Consider the following 24,398-nt stretch of genomic DNA (forward strand, 5'->3'; position numbering starts at 1 on the left):
GAGAAAAGTGAGGTCGAATATCCGTTTTTTTCGAAATGGAGCAAGGGCGTCCAAGATAAAAAATCTTTAAATATGGCAAGCGCGTAACACTCAACAAGAGGGTTATGATTGAACCATATGCGGCGATGGCTGGAAAGAGTAGGTTCACAAGTTTTGATGCGTTGTCTTTTCTTATGTTTATGGGGGCTTTGGGCTGTTGCTTTTGCAACTTCATCTACACAGGCCGCATCCTGTATCGAGCAGAAAAGCCGTGCATTGAACAGGCTTGAGAGAGTCCATGTTTACAAAGGCATCCGTGTTTTCTGGACCGAACTACCACCGCGATCCGGCGCTGATCATCGTCTGCCCAAGCAATCTGCTGTCGACCTTAATCATAGTGGCATACCGGATTTGATTGAGAATATTGCAATTCAGGCCGATGCCGCGCGACGCGCTTATATTGCGGCTGGCTTTCCCGATCCTCTTGATGCGCCAAGATATCAAGGTGTTGAGTTCATCGACATCAACATTTTGAAGATGAAGTATAATGGGCTTGCGTATGACGCTGCGCTTGTCTATCCGGATGCACCAGAGCGCGGATTGGCTTGTACGCTTAGAATTGACATCTCTAACCAACTTGAAACCGGCTTGCGCGGACCTGTGGACAAACGCGTACAACCTGTCTTCACGAAGCACTGGTTCGTTGTCGGCCACGAGATGTTTCATCTGTTTCAATATGGGCTTACGCAATTCAAGCGTTCATGGATCAATGAGCCCACGGCTAAGTGGGCCGAATACGCCCTCCGAAGAGGCGGTCTCTATGAAAATAAATTGCCGCACTATTCGCTCCCAAGTTCATCGCGCGAGCTGAAATCGGATTTGATCGAGGCCCCGACGAGAAATACTGCTAATTTGTTCTGGAGCGCGCTTATCAAAAGTTGCAGAAATCCCTTTGCTTCACACATTTTGCCAAAAAGTATGCTTGAGGAAACGTATACTGATGGTCAACTCATCTTCAAGGATGGTCTTTGGGACGGGGTAGGGTTTATTCTGGCCGTTTATCAGGCGTTGCAGGATGAAGATATAATGCTTTCATCTGTTCATAGCTTGAACCCTTCCGATTGGCCTGAGCGATATCAAATCTCCCCTGAGCATGACGAGCGCTTGGTGAAAGTAATAAAAGACGTTGTTCGTAATTGCGGCGTAAATAGCGATGAAGTTAATTTATTCTTAGATGTAAAATAATCGTCTCGCTGCCATTTCGGCCCGTCTCCCTTCTGCTTACCATCACTAAGAATGCCAATGATGATGCGAGCATATGCGGGAAACTTTGCAACAATAGGGTGATGTCGCCTGTTTTATTTTCACGGGTCGTGTGCCCGAAAACACATCGGCCCATCACCTGCTTTCAGAGTAAAAAGCCCGTTGCCTGCCTTGGAATTTGCATCCGCGTAAGTTCAATTGCATGGTGTAGACATGCCTTCTAAGCGCTCACATTTTTGTATCGGCATTTGTTGATTAGAGCATAATCCGACCGGAGTGAAACGAGGATCGATAAGATTATGCTTACAATAAAAGACGTTGGAGCGCGGATCTGATTCAATCAGATCGAAACGCACTCTAACGGAAAGCCGAAGGGATGTTGCATGCGCTTTACCAAGAAACGGGCTTGTTGACGAACAAACCATGAACATGTACGCTGCCGCCTATGGTGAAAAAGAGCCTTCAAGACAAATTGGCCATCCTCTCGGATGCGGCAAAATACGATGCTTCCTGCGCCTCCAGTGGAGGCGAGAAGCGTGACGCCCGCAAGGGCGGAGTTGGATCGTCGGGAGGGACGGGCATTTGCCATGCCTATACCCCGGATGGGCGCTGCATCAGTCTGCTGAAAATTCTTATGACCAATTTCTGCATCTTCGATTGCGCTTATTGTATCAATCGGGTCAGCTCGAATGTGGAACGGGCGCGCTTTTCGGTTGAGGAGGTCGTATCGCTTACGCTCGAGTTCTATCGACGCAACTATATCGAAGGACTGTTTCTGTCTTCGGGGATTATTCGCTCACCCGACCAGACCATGGGCGACATGGTGCGTATCGCACGGACATTGCGGCAAGACCACGGCTTTCGCGGCTATATTCATTTGAAGACCATTCCTGATGCCAGTCCTGACCTGATCCGCGAGGCGGGGCTGTGGGCTGACCGACTATCGATCAATGTCGAGTTGCCGGAGGATGCGAGCGTTCGTAAATTTGCCCCGGAGAAGCGGCCCGAGACAATCCGCGGCGCGATGGCGCAGGTGCGTCTGGAGGGCGAGGCGGCAAAGGATAAAAGCCATACCGGTCGTAATCCGCGTCGGTTCGCGCCTGCTGGGCAAAGCACGCAGATGATTATCGGCGCGGATGGCGCAAACGACGTGACTATCCTTGAAATGTCGACACGGCTTTATACGGGTTACAAGCTTCGTCGGGTTTATTATTCTGCTTTCTCCCCGATCCCAGACGCCTCTTCAGCTTTGCCTCTCATTCGACCGCCGCTTCTGCGTGAACATCGCCTATATCAGGCAGATTGGCTTCTGCGTTTTTATGGTTTCACCGCAGAGGAGATAGCCACCGGTACGAAGACCGGGCATCTCGATCTGGAACTGGACCCGAAACTCGCCTGGGCCTTGCAGCATCGCGGGCTTTTTCCTCTGGATGTGAATCGTGCAAGCCGGGAACTGCTGCTGCGCGTTCCCGGTTTCGGTACACGCACAGTGCATCGTATCATTGTTGCCCGTCGCAACCACAGCTTGCGATACGAAGATTTGGTGCGAATGGGAGGCAACGTGAACAAAGCGCGTCCCTTTATCGTCGTGCAGGGCTGGTCGCCGGGACGACTCATCGATAATGCCGATTTGCGCGCTCGGTTTGCGCCTCCTTCCGAACAATTGCGGCTGTTATGATCTATGCCGTCGATCTACCAGAGCGCGATACCTTTGATGCCTGGCGGGCAATGGCGCGGATTGCCATATCGCATGGTATTGAGCCTGCCGATATAGATTGGAGAGCAGGGGATGGATTGTTCGAGAGGGCGGCTTTACCTACCACACCTGGCGAGCATCAGATCCGTGTGCCGAAGGCGTTTCTGCAACTTGCGCGCTCGGTCATCTGGCATTCAAAGCCGGAACGATTTGCACTGCTTTATCAGGCATTGTGGCGGCTTGATAGAAGCGTAGGGGAGCCTTTGAGCCAGGCCGATCCCCTTGGGCGTCGGTTGCATCTGATGGCAAAATCGGTTGGTCGTGATATTCATAAGATGCATGCTTTCGTACGCTTTCGCGAATTGCCAGAGAGCGGACGACGTCGGCGTTTCGCAGCCTGGTTTGAGCCGGAACACAACATTGTCGAACCCGCCAGCTCTTTTTTCGCAAAGCGTTTTACCGATATGGATTGGGCGATTGCCACGCCACGGCTTACCGCTCGTTTTGAAGATGGCAGACTTAGCTTTCACCCCGGTAGTGCTCGTCCGGATGTGCCGAGCGATGCCACAGAGACGCTTTGGGCTACTTATTTTACCAACATATTCAATCCGGCACGGGTAAAGTTGAATGCAATGCGTTCGGAAATGCCCAAGAAATACTGGAAAAACCTGCCCGAGACACGCTTGATCCCGGACATGCTCCGCGATGCCGAGGCGCGGGTGGAGCGAATGCGCGCGGCCCAAGAGACGTTACCCAGATCGGGTTCAGCGGCAATTTCGACGCGTTACAGGGCGACCATGCCGCAGATACCCGAACATTCCCAGACGCTGGCTGAGGCGCAAGCAGCTGCTGTGCATTGCCGCCGATGCGGGCTTTGCCAAGCTGCGACCCAAACGGTTTGGGGGGAAGGTTCGCAAAACGCTGATCTCATGTTTGTAGGAGAGCAGCCGGGTGATCGCGAGGATTTGGAAGGCCGCCCCTTCGTTGGTCCCGCAGGACGTCTTTTGCGCGACGCCATGGTTACGGCAGAAGTCGAAGCCAAACGGGTCTGGATGACAAATGCAGTCAAGCATTTCAAGTTCACGCCGCGCGGTAAACGCCGCCTGCACCAAAATCCTGATCGGGACGAAATTATACAGTGCCGCTGGTGGCTTGGGTTAGAGCTGGCTTTTATTCGCCCGCGCATGGTAGTGGCGTTAGGAGCTTCTGCGGCCTTCGCTCTAACCAATAACGCTGCTCCAATGACTTCACGGCGCGGTCAGGTGGAAACAGGTGTGCATGGTGGGCCGGTGCTGGTTTCCTGGCATCCCTCCTATATCTTGCGGTTAACTGACAGCGTCGCGAGCGAACGAGCAAGGTATGAATTGATCTCGGATATGAGCAAAGCGGCCCGGATGGGCGTATCTGCCTGACCCTAAACATATCGAAGGTCAGAAAAGATCGATAAAAGGCAGTCGTCTGCGCATTTGGTGTGCCGAACCTTTGGTCGCTTTGGCTATAGCCGCTCCGATGTCAGCACTGGCCGTGATCCCCTGCACGAAGGGACGATCATGCATGAGATAGGGCAGTGCGCCGAACGCAATCTTGCCACGCGCCACTTCAGGCGCCTGTAAAGTATAGTCATCTCCGACATCGGGAATATCATCGCCGCAGGACAGGAGTTGTTGCCGCAAGGTGGGGAACGGCAGATCCTTGGTCTTAAGCGGCTTCTGACCGCGCGCATCGATGAAGACGTCAAAAGTCCATTTGTCACCGCCCATGGTGATGTCAGTGTGGTTATACTTGATGTCCATTTCATAGTCGCAACCCAATTCCAGCAAGTCTATCAGGCCGGCTTTGCGCAGCGCCAACAGTCTGCGAATTGATTGCGAAGGAATGGCGGCGTAGTTGTCCACGAACACCTTGCACAAGCCGCCATTGAACCGTTCGCGATCCTGTTCGTTGAGATGAGGGACAATTTCATGGATCGCCTCATGCAGGCGAAGGATTGCATAGCGCCAGGGAATGGTGTGCTTGTCGCGCTTGTTACGCTCAACTTCTTTTAGATTGTACTGCGCCCAGTGGAATGCATCATGCTTCTGCCGGTCAGAAAAATAGGCGGTGGCGAAGCTGTCGGCATTGAGTGTTGAGAGCGATATGCGCTTGCTCCAGGCTGGATCGGCTTCGCCGATTTCACCAGCGATCAGAGCAAATATCCTGTCAAGCAATCCCGATGAGCCTGCCTGGACCTCCTGCTCGATTGCCTGTTCTGTCGCAATCTTCAATGGCTGATATGGGATCGGGCAATAAAAATCTGCCTCCGGTAGAATGCCTGAGCGTGACATCAATGTGATCGTCAGTCCGTCGTTTTGTGGCGCAAGATCGAAGCGCAGCGTCTCGTCATCTTCTTCGATGAATGAGCCATGTTGTGCAACGACTGCCATGGCTGCATCAATCGCGCTGAGCGATGTGCCCATAATGCCCACCCTCGATGGCGGTATCCTGGTGTCGATCAATCCCGACCACGGGCTGGGAAAATAGGTGCGGCTCGCTTTATCTTCTTCGGGCCAGACATGACCCGTTGCAATGACCGCGAGATCGAAGAGTTTTAAAACAGGCTCGCCATCTGCCCAGAGCTTCACGCCCTTAACGGTGGCTTCGAGGTTGGTGACCTCACAAGATTCATGTACCGCAATGTCAAACCCGTTATTCCGGGCAATGTCGACAAGCGCCAGAAACTGATCGCGGAAATATTCGCCCAGCAAAATCCGTGGCAGGAACTGTCGTTCGTGGAGCGTGGTTTTGTCGACGCCGTATCGGGCCAAACGTTGCTCTTTCTGGTCGCGCAGCCAGTCCAGATAGGTTGCAGTGAGTGGCGGTATCTCTATGCTGGCGATGTTGGCCAGCATCATGCGGCTGTTCTCGTCATCATTATAGGGCATGCCAATGCCGGCTTGTTTCGCCTGTTCATAAATCGAAATCGAGATTGGCTCATTAGCTTTAATCAGCGAGAAAAAAGTGTAAATACCAGTGGGGCCGGCACCGACAATGGCAACAGTCTTCATGGATAATCATCCACCTACTTTGAGGTTTCGGTTATAACGCGAAACGGCCCGGTTCAGGCCGCAGCGCTTCCAGTTCAGCGATGCGTAGAGCGGCGTCTTTCTCAAGTGAGAGCGTCATCTCACGTATAATCGTTTCGGCGAGGACAAACAGCGCCGCCGATGAATCCCAGGCAGATGGCACCGCAGTTCGGCCAGCCAGAACATGTCGTGCCACCCGGGCAATAGGTGAAAGCCATTGATCGGTGATGAGAACGATGTCGACGCCACGCCCTCGCGCTTTTTCCGCTAATTGTAGCAGACTATCCTGATAACGTCGAATATCGAAAACCACTAAGACGTCGCGCTTTCCCATATCCAGAAGACGGTCACGCCAGACGCTTTCTTGCCCATTCAGATGAAAGGTGTTGGGACGTATGATGGCTATGTGTGCCGCCATGTACTGGGCGATCGGGTCGGTAAAACGCCCCCCGATCAGATAGACATTGCCTTTGGCGTGACTGAGTGCAGCAACAGCTTGTTTAAGCTGCTTTTGCCCCAAATGCCTGAAGCTTTCCCGGATGTTAACGAGAGTATGCTCCACTGCCGGATAGGCTTGATCCCGACCCCTGTCGGCTCGCTCATTGCGATGATGAGGAGATTGCAGCTGGGCTGCCAGCTCTTCCTGCAAGCGGGCCTGAAAGTCCGGATAGCTCTGAAAACCCAGACGGTTCACGAAACGCAGTATCGTCGGCGAACTGACGCCGACTTGCGCGGAGAATTCCGCGACCGTTTTCAAACCTAGAATAGGATAGTTGGCGATCAATGTCTGCGCAGCACTGCGTTCACCCGCAGGCATACTGTCGATCCGTTCATTGATCAACTCTGCAATCGTGGCGTTCATTTGCGAAGTATTTCCAGTCAAAACAGTCGCTTCTCAAATTTGTTCAAATTGTGTTTGACAAAGCGATGTGGAGCGTATCAGATAATCCATAATAGCGCATTATGAAAAAAACGTAACATAAGTTACAGCGCGGGGAACCAACAGAATGGCGGAGAAGCGAGAATATCGCACGGCTTCGTGCGCGCCTGTTATTGTTTCAAACGAGGATGGCGACAGTCCTTGGCTGCTTGTTTGTGAACATGCGTCCAATTTCATGCCTGATGCTTTCCTTGGTCTTGGTCTTGGTTCATCGGAACTGCAGACGCATATCGCATGGGATCCAGGTGCTGCCGGGGTAGCGCGTCGACTGAGTAAGATGCTGGGCGCGCCTTTGCTCGAAGCGGGACTGTCGCGTCTCCTGATTGATTGCAACCGGCCGCTGGATGCCTCCGATCTTATTCCTGAAATTAGCGAAACCACGATAATCCCGGGTAATCACGGATTGAGTGCCATCGAGCGCATGGCGCGGGTCGAACTTTCGCATGAGCCATTTCACGCACGTATCGAGGATATTGTATTGGCGCGCTCAGCACGAGGCCTGCCGTCGTGGATTGTCACCATCCATTCTTTCACCCCGGTTTATCGCGGCGTTTCTCGCCCTTGGCAGATCGGGATTATCCACGATGAAGACGACCGCGTTGCAAAACCGTTGATTGCAGCGCTTTCAGAGCACGACGATATCAATGTTGGGGTCAACCAGCCCTATTCACCAGCAGACAGGGTTTATTACACACTGGAGCGGCATGCCCGTCCGTATCATATGCCCTGCGTGATGATCGAAATTCGCAATGACGAAATCCTGACCGATCCGGAACAGGCGCGGTGGGCCGAGCGTCTCGTGCCGATCTTCAGGATGATCGAGACCAAGCCTGAACTTCAAACGCAAGGATATGGCGTGGGGCAGGGAGCGTAGCATGATGAAGCCGATCAGACTGTTCGTCAAATACGTCGATGCGATCAACTATTATGTGGGTCGCTTCGCCATGTTCCTCATTTTCCCCATGGGCGGAATATTGCTTTATTCGACGGTCATGCGCGTTATTTTCGGTTATCCGGTGAACTGGGTCATGGAGATGTCGCAGTTCATGTTGTCGGCGTATTATCTGCTGGGCGGCGCTTATTCCATGCAGCTGGATGCGCATGTGCGTATGGATCTGTTTTACGGCATGATGTCGCCGCGGCGTCGCGCCGTCATGGATTCGATTACGATTATCGCGGTCATCTTCTATTTGGCCATTCTGTTTCGGGCGGGATTTTCGTCGACGGAATATTCCATCACCTATAGCCAGAAAAACTATACAGCCTGGGCACCGCTCTTGTGGCCGGTCAAAGCGATCATGACGTTTGGGATTTTCCTGATGCTGCTGCAAACCATTTCGACGTTCTTCAAGGATGTCGCGGAAGCACGGGGGAAGCCGCTGACATGAGCTCGGAACTCATTACAATTTTCATGTTTGCTTCGATGCTGCTTCTCATGGCAACCGGTCAGCGCGTCTTCGGCGTTATCGGTGCCGTGGGTGCGGCTGCCGCACTATGTCTTTGGGGCAATGGCGCTGCGGAAATGCCATTCAATGCGGCTTTTCAGGTCCTCAACTGGTATCCGCTGATCACCGTGCCATTCTTTGTCTTCATGGGATACATGCTGTCTGAATCGGGTATCGCAAACAATCTTTACCGCATGTTCCACGTCTGGTTTGGTTCGATAAGAGGCGGCCTTGCAATGGGCACCATGGGCCTGATGATCATTATTTCCATGGTCAACGGGCTTTCGGTTGCGGGTATGGCGATTGGCGCGACTGTGGCGCTCCCGGAACTGCTGCGCCGCGGCTATGACAAGGTCATGATCACCGGTGTCATTCAGGGGGGATCGTCGCTGGGCATCATGGGGCCACCCAGTGTCGTCCTGATCCTTTATGCCATGATCGCGCGCCAGCCCGTGCTGCAATTATGGTTGGCGGGAATTGGCCCGTTTATCCTGATGGCCATTATCTTCACGCTCTATATTTATCTGCGCTGCTATTTCCAGCCTTCGCTCGGGCCTGCCCTGCCTGCTGAAGAACGCGCGAAAATTACCTTGCGCGAGAAACTGGTCCTTTTGCGCGCTGGTCTTCTGCCGTTCGGTCTGTTTGCCGCGATCATGAGCCTGTTTCTGACTGGGACGACCAGTCTGGTCGAAACCTCCATGGTGGGAGCGCTGCTCGCTCTTCTGTCCGCGTGGTTTACCGGTAGGCTGACATGGCCGGTATTGGAGGCAACGACGCGTAAGACACTTGCCGTCTCAGCGATGTTCCTTTGGATCATTCTGGGTGCTCTGTGTTTCAGTGCCGTTTACGATGGGCTTGGTGCTATCAAGGCGATCGAAAACCTGCTGTTGCATACATGGGAACTGAGCCCATGGGGCATCTTGGGGATGATGCTGTTTTCCTTCATCATCCTTGGTATGTTTCTCGATGACACTGCAATGCTCGTCATCGTCGCCCCGCTTTATATTCCGCTGGTCAAGGTGCTGGGGTTCGACCTGATCTGGTTCGGCATTCTTTATACCATTACCTGCCAGATCGCCTATATCGTTCCCCCGTTCGGGTACAATCTGTTTTTGATGCGCGCTATGGCACCGCCAGAAATCACCATCATCGATATCTATCGCTCCATCATACCCTTCTTTTTTATGATGGTTCTGACCATGATCATCATCATGATCTTCCCGGATATCGCGATGTGGCTGCCTGATGTCTACATGGGTAAGCGATAGAGATAATAACAACAAGAACAATGCAATAACGGAATATCTTATAAATCAATGCGGCGCACAGAACCGCATCATACACGGGAAAATGCCGACTGCTCGCTGGGGAGCTAACATTGTTATTCTGTCTTTGGGAGAGTTTTGATGTCAGAGAACAAATCGATCAGCAAACGTGATTTTCTAAGAAAATCGGTCCTTACCGGCGTGGGCGCCGTGGGAGCGACGACATTGGCCGCACCATATGTGCGGGCGCAGACGCCAATCAAATGGCGCTTGCAAACCTATGCAGGGCCCGCCCTGGCGGAGCATGTGTGTAAACCGGCCATCGACGCTTTCAACAAGGCTGCCAATGGCGAAATGGTCATCGAAATGTATACCGCCGATCAGCTCGTTCCGCAGGGCGAGCTGTTCCGGGCGGTTCAGACCGGCACCATTGATGCGGCACAAAGCGATGACGATTCCATGGCGTCACCAGTCGATGTGTCTGTGTTCGGAGCCTATTTCCCCTTTGCCTCGCGCTACAGCCTTGATGTGCCGGTTCTCTGGAACTGGTACGGGCTGAAGGAAATATGGGAAGAGGCTTACGGAGAGGTGCCGGGTGTAACATGGCTGAGTGCCGGCGCATGGGATCCTTGCAATTTCGCCACCACCAAGCCGATACGGTCCGTGGACGATCTCAAGGGGCTGCGGGTCTTTACCTTTCCAACTGGTGGGCAGTTCATCTCGCGTCTCGGGGTGGTGCCCGTCACCCTTCCGTGGGAAGACATCGAGGTCGCGCTTCAAACGGGCGAACTCGACGGCATTGCGTGGTGCGGTGCGACCGAAACCTATACGGTCGGTTGGGCAAATGTTACGAAATACTATCTCACCAACAATATTTCCGGTGCCTGGTCAGGCTCGTTCTTTGCCAATTCCGACAAGTGGAACGCAGTTCCCGATCATCTCAAGGAACTGTTCCGCCTTGCGATGGATTCCTCTCATTATTATCGTCAGCACTGGTACTGGTGGGGCGAGGCGCATTACCGCACGACCGGCGGCAAGCTCGAACTCACGACCATTCCCGAAGACGAGTGGAAGCCTGTCGAAGACATGGCGCTGACCTTCTGGGACGAGATCGCCGCAAAGAGTCCACGCAACGCCAAGGTCGTGGAAATTCTCAAGAAATACCAACAAACCATGCGTGATGCGGGCGCACCCTATCGCTATAGCTGATGCGTCGGGCGCGGCGGATATGGTCGCGCCCCGATTTTCTAATTTCTGGAGCAAACGTAAATGGCAGGTCAACTGACTTTGAATGCGTTGAAAAAGGCGGTCGCTGAAGGTGCGGTCGACACGGTTCTTGCCTGTTTCGTGGACATGCAGGGTCGGCTCATCGGGAAGCGTTTTTACGGCGAATTCTTTGTGCAGTCCGGCCATGAAGAAACGCATGGTTGCAATTATCTTATGGCCGACGACATCGATATGGAGCCCGTTGTCGGCTACGAGACGGCTGGCTGGGACAAGGGCTATGGTGATTTCGTCATCAAGCCGGATCTTTCCACCTTGCGTCTCGCGCCATGGCTCGAAAAAACGGCGATCGTGCTATGCGACGTGCTCGATCATAACACGCATGCCGATCTTGCGCATTCACCGCGTGCGATCCTGAAAAAGCAGCTCGTAAGGCTTCAGGAACGGGGTTATTGCGCGTATTTTGCATCTGAGCTGGAGTTCTATATTTTTGACGAAACCTATAAAAGTGCGCGTGCAAAGCACTGGACCCAACTTGAAACCGCCTCGCCTTACATTCAGGACTATGTCATTCACCTGACCACCAAGGAGGAGCCTGTTCTGCGCGCCATGCGCAATCATCTGGCAGCAGCCGGTATTCCGGTTGAAAACTCCAAGGGAGAATGGGGTCCCGGCCAGCAGGAACTCAATGTGTGCTACGCAGAAGCGCTCGAAATGGCGGATCGCCACGCCATCATGAAGAATGCGATGAAGGAAATTGCCGAGGCACATGGCAAGAGCATAACGTTCATGGCCAAATATGATTACGGCAAGGCTGGAAGTTCCAGCCATGTGCATAACTCCATCTGGAGCGCTGACGGCAAGCAACCGTTGTTTTTCGACCCGAAAGAACCCCACACCATGACGCCACTGATGCGGTCCTGGGTGGCGGGGCAGCTCAAATATGCAGCCGATTATACCTATTTTCTCGCACCTTACATTAATTCCTACAAACGCTTCCAGAGTGGTACTTTCGCCCCTACCAAGATCATGTGGAGCCCGGATAATCGTACGGCGGGTTTTCGCCTTTGCGGTGAAGGCACCAAAGCCATTCGTATCGAATGCCGTATCGGGGGTGCAGATCTCAATCCCTATCTCGCCTTTGCGGCACTCATTGCGGCAGGCCTGAAGGGCGTGGATGAAAACCTTGAACTCGAGCAGCCGTTTATCGGTGATGCCTATGGTGCAGCGACCCTCAAGGATATTCCCTACACCTTGCGCGAAGCGACGCAGGCTCTTCAAGGTTCAGATTTTCTCAAGCAAGCCTTCGGCGAGGATGTCATCCGGCATTATGTTCATACCGCTCATTGGGAACAGAGCGAATATGACCGCCGCGTCACGGACTGGGAACGACATCGTGGTTTCGAGCGCTATTGACCGTTGATGTTCACGAACTACGATCATGGAAAGGGAACGTTAAAATGAACGATATGGCCCGGATCATTTCTCCCATTGATGGGTCAGTTTATGCTGAGCGCCCTTATGCGGGTGACGCGCAAATAAATGCAATCATCTCGCGGGCGCGGCGGGCGCAGCTTGGCTGGGCAGCGCTCACTATTGCGGAGCGTGCAGGTTATTGCCGTGCGGCCCTTGATGCGCTCACAGCGATGCAGGAGGAGATCATCCCGGAAATTGCCTGGCAAATGGGACGCCCAACGCGATACGGCGGAGAAAATGGCGGCGTACAGGAACGTGGCCGCTATATGATCGATATTGCCGAGGAGGCGCTTGAACCATATGTTCCTGCACAGACGAATGGTTTTCGACGCTATGTAAAACACGTGCCGCTTGGCATTGTCATGGTTATTGCGCCGTGGAATTATCCTTATCTGACCGCCGTCAATACGATCATCCCCGCTTTGATGGCGGGCAACACGGTTATCCTTAAACATGCAACCCAGACGCTTCTGACCGGAGAGCGTTTTGTGCGAGCCTTTGAAAAGGCAGGCCTGCCGGATGGCGTTTTTCAAAATGTGGTGCTCGACCATGCCGCAACTGAAAAGCTGCTCGCGTCGGGGCTGATAGACCACGTGAATTTTACAGGATCCGTCGGCGGCGGACGCAGGATTGAAAAGGCCGCGGCTGGCACGTTCATGTCACTGGGACTGGAACTCGGCGGCAAGGATCCCGCTTATGTGTTGCCCGATGTAAACCTTGATCACGCGGTCGCCAATCTGGTCGATGGTGCCTTTTTCAATTCTGGCCAATGCTGTTGTGGCATAGAGCGCATTTATGTGCATGAGGCCGTCTACGATGCCTTTCTGCAAGGGTTTACCGATCTGACCCGGCAGTATGTCGTCGGTAATCCGCTTGATCCTGCAACGACGCTCGGTCCCATGGCGCAGGCGCGTTTTGCCGATCTCATCCGCGAACAAAAAGCCGAGGCGCTACGCAAGGGCGCCAAAGCGCATATCAATATGAAGATCGAAAGCGATATTGCAGCTTCCCCCTATATCGCGCCGGAAGTGCTCACCGATGTTGATCACCAGATGAGCATCATGCGCGAGGAAAGTTTCGGCCCTGTGGTGGGTATCATGAAAGTGCGCAATGACGAAGAAGCGCTGGCGCTAATGAATGACAGTGCCTACGGCCTCACAGCGTCGATCTGGACCACGGATAGCGACCGCGCAGCTGCACTTGGTGATTGTATCGATACCGGCACGGTTTTCATGAACCGCTGCGATTATCTCGATCCGGCGCTGGTCTGGACGGGCGTGAAAGAGACGGGTAGGGGGGCGGCTCTCTCGTCCCTTGGTTATGGTCATCTGACCCGGCCGAAATCCTTCCATCTGCGCGAGAATATCTGAACCTAGTTGAACTCCCGGAAAGAACCCCATGACCAGTTTAACCGCCAAATGGAATTTCCCGACCACAGTGCTTTTCGGAGCAGGGCGCATCAGGGAACTGCCCGCCAGTCTGAAATCGGCAGGCATCGAGCGCCCTCTTTTCGTGACCGATCCGGGCCTTGCAAAACTGCCGGTCGTGGCGGACACACTGGCCATACTGGATGAAGCTGGCGTGAAATACGCAATCTTTTCGGAAGTAAAACCCAATCCGGTCGAGAGCAATCTTCATGCAGGCGTGGAGGTTTTCAGGAGTGGGGGACATGATGGCGTTATTGCTTTTGGCGGCGGCTCGGCGCTCGATCTTGGCAAGCTGATCGCCTTTCAATCTGGGCAGACACGACCGGTCTGGGATTTCGAGGATATAGGCGACTGGTGGACCCGCGCCGACAGCGACGCGATTGCTCCGATCATTGCAGTGCCAACGACTGCGGGAACGGGGTCCGAGGTCGGGCGCGCGGGTGTGCTCACCAATGAAGCAACCCATACCAAGAAAGTCATATTCCACCCGAAAATATTGCCCGTTACAGTCATTGCAGATCCGCAGCTTTCCGTTGGAATGCCGCCGTTCATTACAGCCGGTACCGGCATGGACGCGCTGGCGCATTGTCTGGAGGCCTATTGCGCGCCTGGTTTTCATCCCATGGCCGATGGTATCGCGCTTGAAGGCATTCGTCTGGTATTGGAGAACTTGCCTGAAGCCTATGCGAATGGTTCCAATATTGAAGCGCGCGCCAATATGATGGCTGCGGCTGCTATGGGTGCAACCGCGTTTCAAAAAGGGCTCGGTGCCATCCATTCCCTGTCGCATCCGATCGGAGCGCTTTACGATTCGCATCACGGCATGACCAATGCCGTCTTCATGCCTTATGTCCTCCACCATAACCGCGCTGCCATTGAAAAGCGTATCGAACGCCTTGCGGCTTATCTCGGTATTGAAGGTGGTTTTGACGGCTTCGTTGAGACAGTCGTCAAATTACGCCGCGACCTTTGCGTGCCGGACACATTGCCCGAACTGATAAAGGAACTTCAGATGGACGAGGCGCGCAGAGAGCTGATCGCCGAAATGGCAATTGTCGATCCGACCGCGGGCGGAAATCCGATCGAGCTGACAAAAGAGGACGCACTCGCGCTCCTCTCTGCTGCCATTGCCGGAAAACGCTGACTGGATTTTTGCTTTCAAACCCACGTAGAAGCCACGCCTATCGCCACGCAGGACAAGCGCCTGATCGTAGCCGCGGTGCGTAGATCGACGACCGCATAAGGATCGACATAAAGCGTGTTCATGTTGTCGACAGGGGCGGCGCCCACTGGAATATGCCCTGTACGGTCCTGACGACCTCGATAAATACCCTTCCGAACTTTCGGGCGGCATGCAGTTGCGCGTCGCCATCGTCCGTGCGTTGGTTATCGAACTCGCCTTTCAAACGCACGTATGAGGAGGTCTTAATCACAGTGCCGGGCTTTCCCAAATACGATACGACTTTCGTCATATCGACGATGCTGATGAACCGGTTTAGCGACGCTTACGATTCATACACCAAATATTTTCCGAAAAGCCTGCGATTCTCATGATCAGTTTGATCTGAAACAATGATGGTACGCTGCGCTACTATTAAGTTCACTTCAACAGCATGCTCTCCCGCGAGAGCGCAGACAGGTTGAAGTGAAAATCATGATAAGCGACCGTCAGGTCAGGGCGTACGGAATGAGAATCCCCGGACGCACGGGAAACCATATTGTCTTGAAACGGCGCTTGATTATCCCGAAATTATTGCGGGTGTTCGCCATTTCGTTCATGGCACTGATATGGATGGTAGGGGCTGCTAGCGCTGCCGATCTCCAGAAATACCTGCCAGAAGTCAACATCAGTACCATCTTTCCTGATGCCGATGGCATTGGCGCTCCGCAGGGAGAGCCGCCCATTGCGCCTTTGACGAAAAGTGGCGCGGTTGTCGGCTATGTTTACCTGAATTCGGATTTCACCAGTTCCATCGGCTATTCAGGAAAACCCATTCACATTCTTGTGGGCATCGATACCAAGGGAACCATCCGCGGTATCAAGCTTGTTGACCATAAAGAACCGATTGTTCTGATCGGTATCCCCGAAGCCAAGGTTGTTGCGGCACTCAATTCACTGGTCAACAGTGATCTCAATGCCGTTGCCGCAGGCAAGGCGAAGCCGCCGCAGGTCGAGATTGTCAGTGGTGCAACCGTCACTGTGCTTGTCATGGGCGACAGCGTGGTGCGCTCGGCTGTTGGCCTTATCCGCAGTGGACGATTGGGCAACACTCCGGTGCTGGTTGAGCATGCTGATGTTGCGCGCGCCGTCAATATGGACATTCGCGATACAAAAGACTGGCAGACGCTGGTCGGTGACGGATCAGTACGCAGCCTGCAATTGAGCGTTGGTGAAGTTACTGACGCTTTCCATGCGGCTAAGCAGGAGCAGGCAGCTGACAATCCTGAAACATCCGATCCCGCCGACAATTTCATCGAGCTTTATACGGCTCCCGTATCGGTGCCGTCCATCGGCATCAGTCTGCTGGGTAAAGACGGCTATGAGCGGCTTGCAAAGCAGTTAAAGCCGGGCCAGGGCGCTATTCTGGTGGCAGGAGACGGGGCCTATTCCTTCAAGGGCTCGGGCTATGTGCGCGGCGGTATTTTTGATCGCATCGAGCTTTTGCAGGATGGGCAGGGCGTTCGTTTCCGCGACAAGAACCACACGCGCATTGGCGACATCATGGCGGATGGTGCGCCACATTTGCGTGAAATCGCCCTGTTCCGCATTCCCGACGGTTTTCAATTCGATGTAACAAGCCCTTGGGATTTGCAGCTTTTGGTGCAGCGCGGGTTCAACGCCCGCGACAAGGCCAATATCAGCTACGATCTGGGCTATAGCCTGCCGGAACACTACCTCCTGCCAAAGCCTGAACCCGCAGCAACCGCCACCGTCAGCGAGGCACCGCGCCAGCCGCAGCCAGTGGGAGAAGCCACGGCCTCCGATATATTTGGGGACGACAATCCGCTCTGGGTGCGGATGTGGGAGATGAATCGCGTCAATGTGGTAATTGCCGGACTGGCGATCATGGTTCTGGTCGGCATCTTCTTTTTCCAGAACATTCTGGTCCGTCATCCCCGCACCTTTACCTGGGTCAGGCGTTCCTATCTGCTCTTCATCCTTGTTTGGCTCGGTTTCTACAACAATGCGCAATTGTCCGTGGTCAATGTACTGACCTTCACCAATTCGCTGATAACCGGCTTCAACTGGGAATTCTTCCTCACCTCGCCGCTGATCTTTATCCTGTGGGCGTCGGTTGCGGCAGGACTTCTGTTCTGGGGGCGTGGACCCTTCTGCGGCTGGTTGTGTCCGTTCGGAGCCTTACAGGAACTCAGCAACAATCTGGCAAAATGGCTGAAAATACCGCAAGTCACCCTGCCATGGGGGCTGCATGAACGTCTGTGGCCGATAAAATACATTATTTTCCTCGGCCTGTTCGGTCTGTCGCTTTATTCGGTGGCGCTTGCGGAAGTCTTTTCGGAAGTCGAACCGTTCAAAACCTCCATTATCCTGAAGTTCTCCCGCGAATGGCCGTTCGTCATTTATGCGCTGACGCTTTTGACGGCTGGCCTTTTCATCGAGCGGTTCTATTGCCGTTACATGTGTCCGCTGGGGGCAGCACTCGCTATTCCCGGACGCATCCGCATGTTCGAATGGCTGAAGCGTTGGCCCGAATGCGGTTCACCCTGCCATCGCTGCGCCAAGGAATGCCCGGTCGAGGCGATCCATCCTGAAGGCCAGATCAATGTCAATGAATGCATCTACTGCATGCATTGTCAGGAACTCTATCACGACGATCAGCGCTGCCCGCACATGATTCAGGTGCGTGTGAAGCGCGAAAAGTTTGCCGCCCGCAATGCCCCTCTTGCAGCCGCTACGCAACGCGGCGGCGGTCCGGCAAAACCCGTTATTTCAGTCAAAGGCCAGCCGGTTGATATGCCCTCCGGTACAGGTCCGGCTGTATAACTTTCAAAGGAGAGAAGACATGTCTGAAGAAATGAAAAGGCATCAGTTCAGCCGAAGACAACTGCTGGGTACCTCGGCCTTCGTTGCGGCGGCGGGTGCCAGCGGTGTTGCAGGCAGCTTGCTTGCCGGCACGAGTTCGCCTGCCATGGCTGCGGCAACCGGATCTGGCCTGAGTGCGGAGGTCAAGCCTGGGGAGCTTGATGAATATTACGTTTTCTTCTCCAGCGGTCAGACTGGTGAAGTGCGTATTGTTGGCCTCCCTTCCATGCGTGAATTGATGCGTATTCCGGTCTTTAACCGTGACAGTGCGACAGGCTGGGGCCAGACCAATGAAAGTCTGAAAATCCTCACTGAAGGGATGCTCCCCGAAGACCGTGAATTTATGAAAGATCGCGGCGGTGTGTTTCAGAATGGCGACCTCCACCACCCGCATTTATCATTTACCGACGGAACCTACGATGGGCGTTATCTCTACGCCAATGACAAGGCCAATACACGCGTCTGCCGCATCCGTCTTGATGTGATGAAATGCGACAAGATTATCCAGCTTCCCAACCAGCACACCGTCCACGGCCTGCGCGTGCAGAAATATCCCAAGACGGGTTATGTGTTCTGTAACGGTGAAGACCGCGTGCCGATCCCAAATGACGGCAGCAATCTGACGGACACCAAGCAATATCATGCGATCTTTACTGCTGTTGACGGCGAAAGCATGAACATTGCCTGGCAGGTTATGGTCGATGGTAATCTCGATAATGTCGATTGCGACTATCAGGGCAAGTATGCTTTTGCGACCTGCTACAATTCTGAGGAAGGCGTCAACCTTGCCGAGATGATGAGCAGCGAACAGGACTGGATCGTCATCTTCAATCTCAAGCGTATCGAGGATGCGGTCGCCAAGGGTGAGGTCAAGGTGATTAATGGTGTTCCGGTTGTCGACGGTCGCCACGGTTCGCAGTTTACCCGCTACATTCCCGTTGCCAACAGCCCGCATGGCATCAATACGGCTCCCGACGGCATTCACATCGTCGCCAACGGCAAGCTTTCGCCGACCGTAACGGTTTTCGACGTACGCAAGTTCGATGAGCTGTTCGACGACAAGATCGAGCCGCGTGACGCGGTTGTGGCCGAGCCGGAACTCGGACTTGGGCCTTTGCACACCGCCTATGACGGGCGCGGCAATGCCTATACGACGCTGTTCATCGATAGCCAGATTTGCAAGTGGAATATCGAAGACGCGGTCAAAGCCTTTAAGGGCGAGAAGGTCGACCCGATCCGCCAGAAGCTTGATGTGCATTATCAGCCTGGCCACAACCATACGTCCATGGGACAGACCAAGGATGCCGATGGCAAGTGGCTTATTTCACTGAACAAGTTCTCTAAGGATCGTTATCTTAATGTCGGTCCGCTCAAGCCTGAAAACGATCAGCTGATCGATATTTCCGGTGACAAGATGGAGATCGTACATGATGGTCCAAGTTTTGCAGAGCCGCATGACGCGACCATCGTTCATCGCTCCAAGATCAATCCGGTCAATTTCTGGAGCCGGGAGGACCCGATGTTCGCTGATGCTGTCAAGCAGGCTCAGGCAGACAACATCGACCTGATGGTGGATTCCGAGGTCATTCGGGATGGCAACAAGGTTCGCGTCTACATGACATCGGCGGCACCTACCTTCGGGCTAGAGGACTTTACAGTCAGGCAGGGCGATGAAGTCACCATCTACATCACCAATATTGATGAAATCGAAGATTTGACGCACGGCTTTTCGATCATCAACTACGGTATCAACATGGAGGTCGCCCCGCAGGCCACTGCATCCGTCACCTTCACAGCCAACAAGGCTGGTGTCTGGTGGTACTACTGCTCTTGGTTCTGCCATGCCATGCACATGGAGATGAAGGGCCGCATGCTGGTCGAACCGAAGAAGGCCTGAAGCAATGACGTTCCCCCGCGTGCGGCTTCCCTTCAGTTTCACCATCCTTCTGGCGGCCATGTTCTGCAATGGCGCATCGGCGGCACAGATCGATGTCGCAGAAGGTGAAAGCGTGCAGGCGGCAATCGAAAAGGCTGGGCCGGGCGATATCGTCCGGCTTGGCCCCGGTACTCACAAAGGTTCCGTCGTTATCGATAAGGCCATTGTGCTGACAGGCACTCCCGGTGCCATCATCGATGGACAGAAAGCGGGAAACACCATTCTGATCGAGGCCCGCGATGCTGTCGTACGAGGGCTTGAGGTGCGTGGTTCGGGCGACAACATGCCTGATCTTAATGCCGGTATCTTTGTTGCAAAAACCGCAACGGGCGCGCGCGTCGAACATAACCGTCTTGTCGACAATCTTTATGGTATCTATCTGCATGGTGCTGCGGATTCTATCGCGCAGGACAATGAAATTATCGGACGGCGCAATGTGCGTATGGCGCAGACCGGCAGTGGCATCTCGATCTGGAATGCGCCCGGTGCCAAGGTGATCGGCAATACAATACGTTATGGTCGGGACGGCATTTATACCAATGCCAGCAGGAACAACCTTTTCCAGAATAATCTCATGGAGAATGTCCGTTTTGCTGTTCATTACATGTATACCGACCGTAGTGCTGTGATCGGAAATATTTCACGCAACAATTCGGTCGGCTTTGCCATCATGTATACCAATCGCCTCAAGGTGATGGACAATCTCTCCGATGGCGATCGTGACCATGGCCTGCTGCTCAATTATGCCAACAGTTCGGTCGTCTCCGGCAATCGCGTTATAGGGCGGATGCAGCCTATCGACCGTTGGCTGGATGCTGGTGTGCAGAAAGGCGAACACGGATTGCCAAGCGAAGACACGGCTGCGGCAAGTTCTGGTGAAACCGTGCGCCTTGGACCGGAAAAATGCGTCTTCATCTATAACGCCAACAAGAACAAATTTACAGGCAACAGCTTTGAGAATTGCAGCATCGGCATTCATTTTACAGCCGGTTCCGAAGGCAATACCATGAGTGGCAATGCCTTCATCTACAACCGCAATCAGGTCAAATATGTCGGTACGCGTAATCTCGACTGGTCGCATGACGGGCGGGGCAATTTCTGGAGCGATAATCCGGCCTTTGATCTTGATGGCGATGGTATTGCCGATAATCCCTATCGTCCAAATGATTTGATCGACAGGGTTTTGTGGACCGCGCCACAGGCCAAGATACTCATCAATAGCCCAGCTGTTCAGACGATCCGATGGGCGCAGACCCAGTTTCCCGCGCTTCTGCCCGGCGGCGTTGTGGATAGCCACCCCCTTATGAAATCCCCTTATAAAGCCCCTGTGAAGCCTCGCGTAGAGTCAGTGGCCCCTGGCGAAAGGAAACCGCAATGACGGAAACCGTGGTTCTGGATCGTGTTACCAAATCCTATGGCGATTTCCACGCCATAAAAGACGCAACGTTTCAATTGAATGCCAGCGAGAACATTGCCCTGGTCGGACATAATGGTGCTGGCAAGACAACGATGATCAAGCTGATGCTGGGACTGATCCGTCCCACACAAGGCAATGTACGCGTGCTGGGCGAAGACCCGGCTGCGGGAGCGTTTGAGGCCCGCGTCAGGCTTGGTTATCTGCCCGAACATGTTTCGTTCAATCTGGCGCTAACGGGCATGGAAACGCTGGCATTTTATGCGCGGCTTAAACATGTCGACTCTGGCGAGCTTGCCGGGCTTTTGGATCGCGTGGGGCTTTCTGATGCAGCCAAAAGGCGTGTTGGCACATATTCCAAGGGTATGCGCCAGAGGCTTGGCCTTGCACAAGCGCTTCTGGGAAAACCTTCCGTTCTACTGCTCGACGAGCCCACCACAGGACTTGATCCGGCCTTGCGGCAGAGCTTTTACGATGTTCTGGAGCACTTGCGGCAGGACGGGGCGACCATCCTGATGTCGTCGCACGCCTTGACGGAGCTGGAAAGCAAGGTTGGCCGCGTCATTATTGCCAATCGGGGGCACATCATTGCCGATGGCTCCATCGATGCCTTGCGCCGGATATCGAAATTGCCATTACGCATCCGTGTACAGACCGATGCCACTGCCGTTCTTCCGGAAAAAATCGGCCAGTCCGCATTGCACTGGCGGAAATCCAATACAGGCGCCTTTGAAGTCGATGCTCCAGCTGAAGACAAAATGGAACTCATAAGGGGGCTGATTGCCGGAAACGACAATCTTACCGAACTCGATGTGATCCCACCAACGCTTGATGAGCTTTATGCGCATTTTCTCAATGCGGGTGACGCCTTGGCGAAGGAGGCCGCGCAATGAACAACATAGCTATCATCGCGCTCAAGGAAATACAGGAAGGTATGCGCAATCGCTGGGTGCTCGCAACGACTCTCTTGCTTGCAACATTGGCGCTTAGCATGGCGTTTCTGGGAGGTGCGCCGACAGGAAGCTCGGTTGGCGCAAGCGCACTTGATGTCGTCATCGTCAGCCTGTCCAGCCTCACCATCTTTCTCATTCCACTGATCGCGCTTCTGATCTCACATGACGCTATTGTCGGTGAGATGGAGCGTGGCACCATGCTTTTGCTGCTGAGCTATCCATTGAGCCGTGGACAGGTGGTGTTTGGAAAATTTTTTGGCCAGCTTGCCATTCTGGCTTTTGCCACCTTCTTCGGTTATGGCATTGCGGCTTTGGCCCTGATTGCTGCCGGAGCAGGAGCGGGTGCCGAAAGCTGGCGCGCCTTTGCGACCCTTGTCGGGTCGTCGATCCTGTTGGGTGCGGTTTTCATCGCTATCGGTTTTCTGGCCAGTGCTCTGGTGCGTGAGCGCAGCACCGCGGCTGGCATTGCCATTGGCGTTTGGCTGTTCTTCGTACTGATCTATGATGCGGCCCTTCTGGCGCTTCTGGTTTTTGATCAGGGGCAATCTATCGGTACAGCCGTTCTCAATAGCCTTCTTCTGTTTAACCCGGCTGACTCATACCGGCTGCTTAATTTCGGCACGGGGCAGGCCGGAGCGCTCACCGGCATGGGCGGGATGGCTGGCAATGCAACGCTCGCTCCACTGACGTTGGTGCTGTCGCTGGGTCTGTGGACATTGATACCACTTGTTTTATCCATGCTGGTCTTTTCGAGGAAAGAACTATGAAAAGGTCTTTGATTTTCTTTCTCGGCGCTGTGGCGATGTTTCTCGTCGGTTGTTCGCAGGAGCAAAAGATGGAAGTGGTTGAGCCCTTTGCGCTCACTGATTCCGCCATGGGCCGTTATTGCGGCATGAATGTACTGGAACACCCGGGTCCCAAGGGCCAGATCATTTTGTCACCCGCAAACGAGCCGGTCTGGTTTTCCTCTGCACGCGACACGCTTGCCTTCACCATGTTGCCGGAAGAGCCGAAGAGCATTGCTGCGATTTACGTGTCCGATATGGCCAGGGCTCCGTCATGGGAAGAACCGGGCGCCGAAAACTGGGTCGATGCGCGCAAGGCGTTTTTCGTGATCGAAAGCAACGCGGTCGGCGGTATGGGCGCTCAAGAGGCTGTACCATTTTCGACACGGGAAGCAGCTGACCAATTCATCACGGAAAAAGGAGGCAGGGTCGTTGGTTTTGAGGATGTGCCACAGGATTATATCCTGGGCGAGCAGGCCCCTGTCGCCGAGGCTGCTCATGACCATTAATCGGCGTCGCTTGCTGGCGGCAGGCGTCGGCGCTTTGGTGCTAGCACATATTCCGCCAGCACTTTGCGCGAGCGATGGCAATCAACCAATTCTCTGGAGAGGACAGACGCTGGGAGCGCCGGCCCAGATCACGCTTTATTTTTCCGACATGGATGAGGGCAAAAGGCTTTTGCGTAAAGCCGTGCAGGAAGCGGAAAGACTGGAAAACATTTTTAGTCTTTACCGCTCTGATTCAGAACTTGTCCGACTTAATCGTAACGGTGCGCTGGCCATGCCTTCGCCGGAACTCGTCGAACTTTTGGAAATTTGCGGGGAATGCTGGAAGGGGAGCAATGGTATGTTCGACCCGACCGTGCAGCCTCTTTGGCTGTGCTTGTACGAGCATTTTTCACAATCTGGGGCAGACCCTAACGGGCCGTCTCGCATGAAATGGAATGAAGCCCTCAGGAAAGTCGGATTCCAGCATGTCTTGTTTGATAAGACGCGCATTGCCTTTTCCATTCCCGGAATGGCGCTGACGTTGAACGGCATCGCACAAGGCTATATAACGGACCGTGTCGTGGCTTTGCTCGGTGATGCCGGTGTGATGCATGCTCTGGTTGATATGGGTGAATATCGCGCGATAGGTCCACAACCTGATGGGACGCCCTGGAAGATCGGACTTTCAGAGCTGGAAACGGACCGGAATGTGTACGACTATCTCGATATTGTCGATCAGGCTCTGGCGACGACGAGCGCGTCAGGATTTCAGTTCGAGGATAGTGGTCGTTTCAATCATCTGCTCAATCCGAAGACCGGCTATTCCCCAACGTTATATAGTCGTGTGACGGTCGTTGCACCTACCGCTGCCAGAGCAGATGCATGGGCAACGGCCTTCAGTCTGATGAAAAAAACCGAGATCGACAACATTCTCGAAAACTTTGGCGCGTTAAAGGTGATAACAAGCCGCGATCGGAAATAGCAGCAGCTTAGGCCGATT

General features: G+C 53.9%; 19 protein-coding genes. 17 read left to right on the forward strand and 2 right to left on the reverse strand.

The features are described from left to right. The first annotated feature begins 117 nt into the window (after window positions 1–117). The 3 genes from AAIB41_RS13235 to AAIB41_RS13245 all read left to right on the forward strand — a co-directional run bounded on the left by AAIB41_RS13235 (window position 118) and on the right by AAIB41_RS13245 (window position 4,350). Window positions 118–1,224 carry a hypothetical protein gene (locus AAIB41_RS13235; protein ID WP_343315754.1) on the forward strand — a complete coding sequence of 369 codons (1,107 nt, stop codon included), beginning with the start codon at window positions 118–120 and terminating at the stop codon, window positions 1,222–1,224. A gap of 466 nt (window positions 1,225–1,690) precedes the next feature. After that, a complete protein-coding gene (locus AAIB41_RS13240; RefSeq protein WP_343316066.1) occupies window positions 1,691–2,920 on the forward strand; it encodes a putative DNA modification/repair radical SAM protein in 1,230 nt (409 codons plus the stop codon). Then, on the forward strand, window positions 2,917–4,350 hold the full coding sequence (locus AAIB41_RS13245; protein WP_343315755.1) for a UdgX family uracil-DNA binding protein: 1,434 nt from the start codon (window positions 2,917–2,919) through the stop codon (window positions 4,348–4,350). Before AAIB41_RS13240 ends, AAIB41_RS13245 begins: the two co-directional genes overlap by 4 nt. 18 nt (window positions 4,351–4,368) lie before the next feature. Here AAIB41_RS13245 and AAIB41_RS13250 read toward each other — a convergent pair whose 3' ends face one another. After that, window positions 4,369–5,982, reverse strand: coding sequence for an FAD-NAD(P)-binding protein (locus AAIB41_RS13250; RefSeq protein ID WP_343315756.1), 1,614 nt, complete (start codon window positions 5,980–5,982; stop codon window positions 4,369–4,371). Between the two features lie 31 nt (window positions 5,983–6,013). Continuing rightward, window positions 6,014–6,862, reverse strand: coding sequence for a MurR/RpiR family transcriptional regulator (locus AAIB41_RS13255; protein WP_343315757.1), 849 nt, complete (start codon window positions 6,860–6,862; stop codon window positions 6,014–6,016). A 145-nt stretch (window positions 6,863–7,007) separates the two neighbouring features. Between AAIB41_RS13255 and AAIB41_RS13260 the strand changes: the two genes are divergently transcribed. From AAIB41_RS13260 to AAIB41_RS13325, 14 genes are all read left to right on the forward strand, one after another. Beyond that, the gene (locus AAIB41_RS13260; protein WP_343315758.1) at window positions 7,008–7,814 is read left to right on the forward strand and encodes an N-formylglutamate amidohydrolase; all 807 of its coding nucleotides are present in this window, start codon (window positions 7,008–7,010) and stop codon (window positions 7,812–7,814) included. Window position 7,815: 1 nt separating this feature from the next. Continuing rightward, window positions 7,816–8,328 carry a TRAP transporter small permease subunit gene (locus AAIB41_RS13265; protein WP_343315759.1) on the forward strand — a complete coding sequence of 171 codons (513 nt, stop codon included), beginning with the start codon at window positions 7,816–7,818 and terminating at the stop codon, window positions 8,326–8,328. Next, window positions 8,325–9,653, forward strand: a complete 1,329-nt coding sequence (locus AAIB41_RS13270) for a TRAP transporter large permease subunit (RefSeq protein WP_343315760.1) — start codon at window positions 8,325–8,327, stop codon at window positions 9,651–9,653. The genes AAIB41_RS13265 and AAIB41_RS13270 overlap by 4 nt, the downstream gene beginning before the upstream one ends. A 138-nt stretch (window positions 9,654–9,791) precedes the next feature. Next, the gene (locus AAIB41_RS13275) at window positions 9,792–10,859 is read left to right on the forward strand and encodes a TRAP transporter substrate-binding protein (RefSeq protein WP_343315761.1); all 1,068 of its coding nucleotides are present in this window, start codon (window positions 9,792–9,794) and stop codon (window positions 10,857–10,859) included. Between the two features lie 60 nt (window positions 10,860–10,919). Next, window positions 10,920–12,290 (forward strand): glutamine synthetase family protein, encoded by a 1,371-nt coding sequence (locus AAIB41_RS13280; RefSeq protein WP_343315762.1) that lies wholly within the window; start codon window positions 10,920–10,922, stop codon window positions 12,288–12,290. 44 nt (window positions 12,291–12,334) lie between these two features. Further along, the gene (locus AAIB41_RS13285) at window positions 12,335–13,720 is read left to right on the forward strand and encodes an aldehyde dehydrogenase family protein (RefSeq protein ID WP_343315763.1); all 1,386 of its coding nucleotides are present in this window, start codon (window positions 12,335–12,337) and stop codon (window positions 13,718–13,720) included. Window positions 13,721–13,748: 28 nt separating this feature from the next. Beyond that, window positions 13,749–14,921 carry an iron-containing alcohol dehydrogenase gene (locus AAIB41_RS13290; RefSeq protein WP_343315764.1) on the forward strand — a complete coding sequence of 391 codons (1,173 nt, stop codon included), beginning with the start codon at window positions 13,749–13,751 and terminating at the stop codon, window positions 14,919–14,921. Between the two features lie 633 nt (window positions 14,922–15,554). Next, window positions 15,555–17,783, forward strand: coding sequence for a regulatory protein NosR (locus AAIB41_RS13295; RefSeq protein WP_343316067.1), 2,229 nt, complete (start codon window positions 15,555–15,557; stop codon window positions 17,781–17,783). Window positions 17,784–17,802: 19 nt separating this feature from the next. After that, window positions 17,803–19,719 carry a TAT-dependent nitrous-oxide reductase gene (gene nosZ, locus AAIB41_RS13300; RefSeq protein ID WP_343315765.1) on the forward strand — a complete coding sequence of 639 codons (1,917 nt, stop codon included), beginning with the start codon at window positions 17,803–17,805 and terminating at the stop codon, window positions 19,717–19,719. A gap of 4 nt (window positions 19,720–19,723) precedes the next feature. Next, the gene (locus AAIB41_RS13305; RefSeq protein WP_343315766.1) at window positions 19,724–21,136 is read left to right on the forward strand and encodes a nitrous oxide reductase family maturation protein NosD; all 1,413 of its coding nucleotides are present in this window, start codon (window positions 19,724–19,726) and stop codon (window positions 21,134–21,136) included. Continuing rightward, window positions 21,133–22,065 carry an ABC transporter ATP-binding protein gene (locus tag AAIB41_RS13310; RefSeq protein ID WP_343315767.1) on the forward strand — a complete coding sequence of 311 codons (933 nt, stop codon included), beginning with the start codon at window positions 21,133–21,135 and terminating at the stop codon, window positions 22,063–22,065. Before AAIB41_RS13305 ends, AAIB41_RS13310 begins: the two co-directional genes overlap by 4 nt. Next, window positions 22,062–22,892, forward strand: a complete 831-nt coding sequence (locus tag AAIB41_RS13315; protein ID WP_343315768.1) for an ABC transporter permease subunit — start codon at window positions 22,062–22,064, stop codon at window positions 22,890–22,892. The genes AAIB41_RS13310 and AAIB41_RS13315 overlap by 4 nt, the downstream gene beginning before the upstream one ends. A 35-nt stretch (window positions 22,893–22,927) precedes the next feature. Continuing rightward, window positions 22,928–23,419: a nitrous oxide reductase accessory protein NosL gene (locus AAIB41_RS13320; protein WP_343316068.1), complete on the forward strand. Its 492-nt coding sequence runs from the start codon at window positions 22,928–22,930 to the stop codon at window positions 23,417–23,419. Then, window positions 23,409–24,380, forward strand: coding sequence for an FAD:protein FMN transferase (locus tag AAIB41_RS13325; RefSeq protein ID WP_343315769.1), 972 nt, complete (start codon window positions 23,409–23,411; stop codon window positions 24,378–24,380). Before AAIB41_RS13320 ends, AAIB41_RS13325 begins: the two co-directional genes overlap by 11 nt. Window positions 24,381–24,398: the final 18 nt, after the last annotated feature.

Source organism: Brucella sp. BE17 (assembly GCF_039545455.1).
Lineage (GTDB): Bacteria > Pseudomonadota > Alphaproteobacteria > Rhizobiales > Rhizobiaceae > Brucella.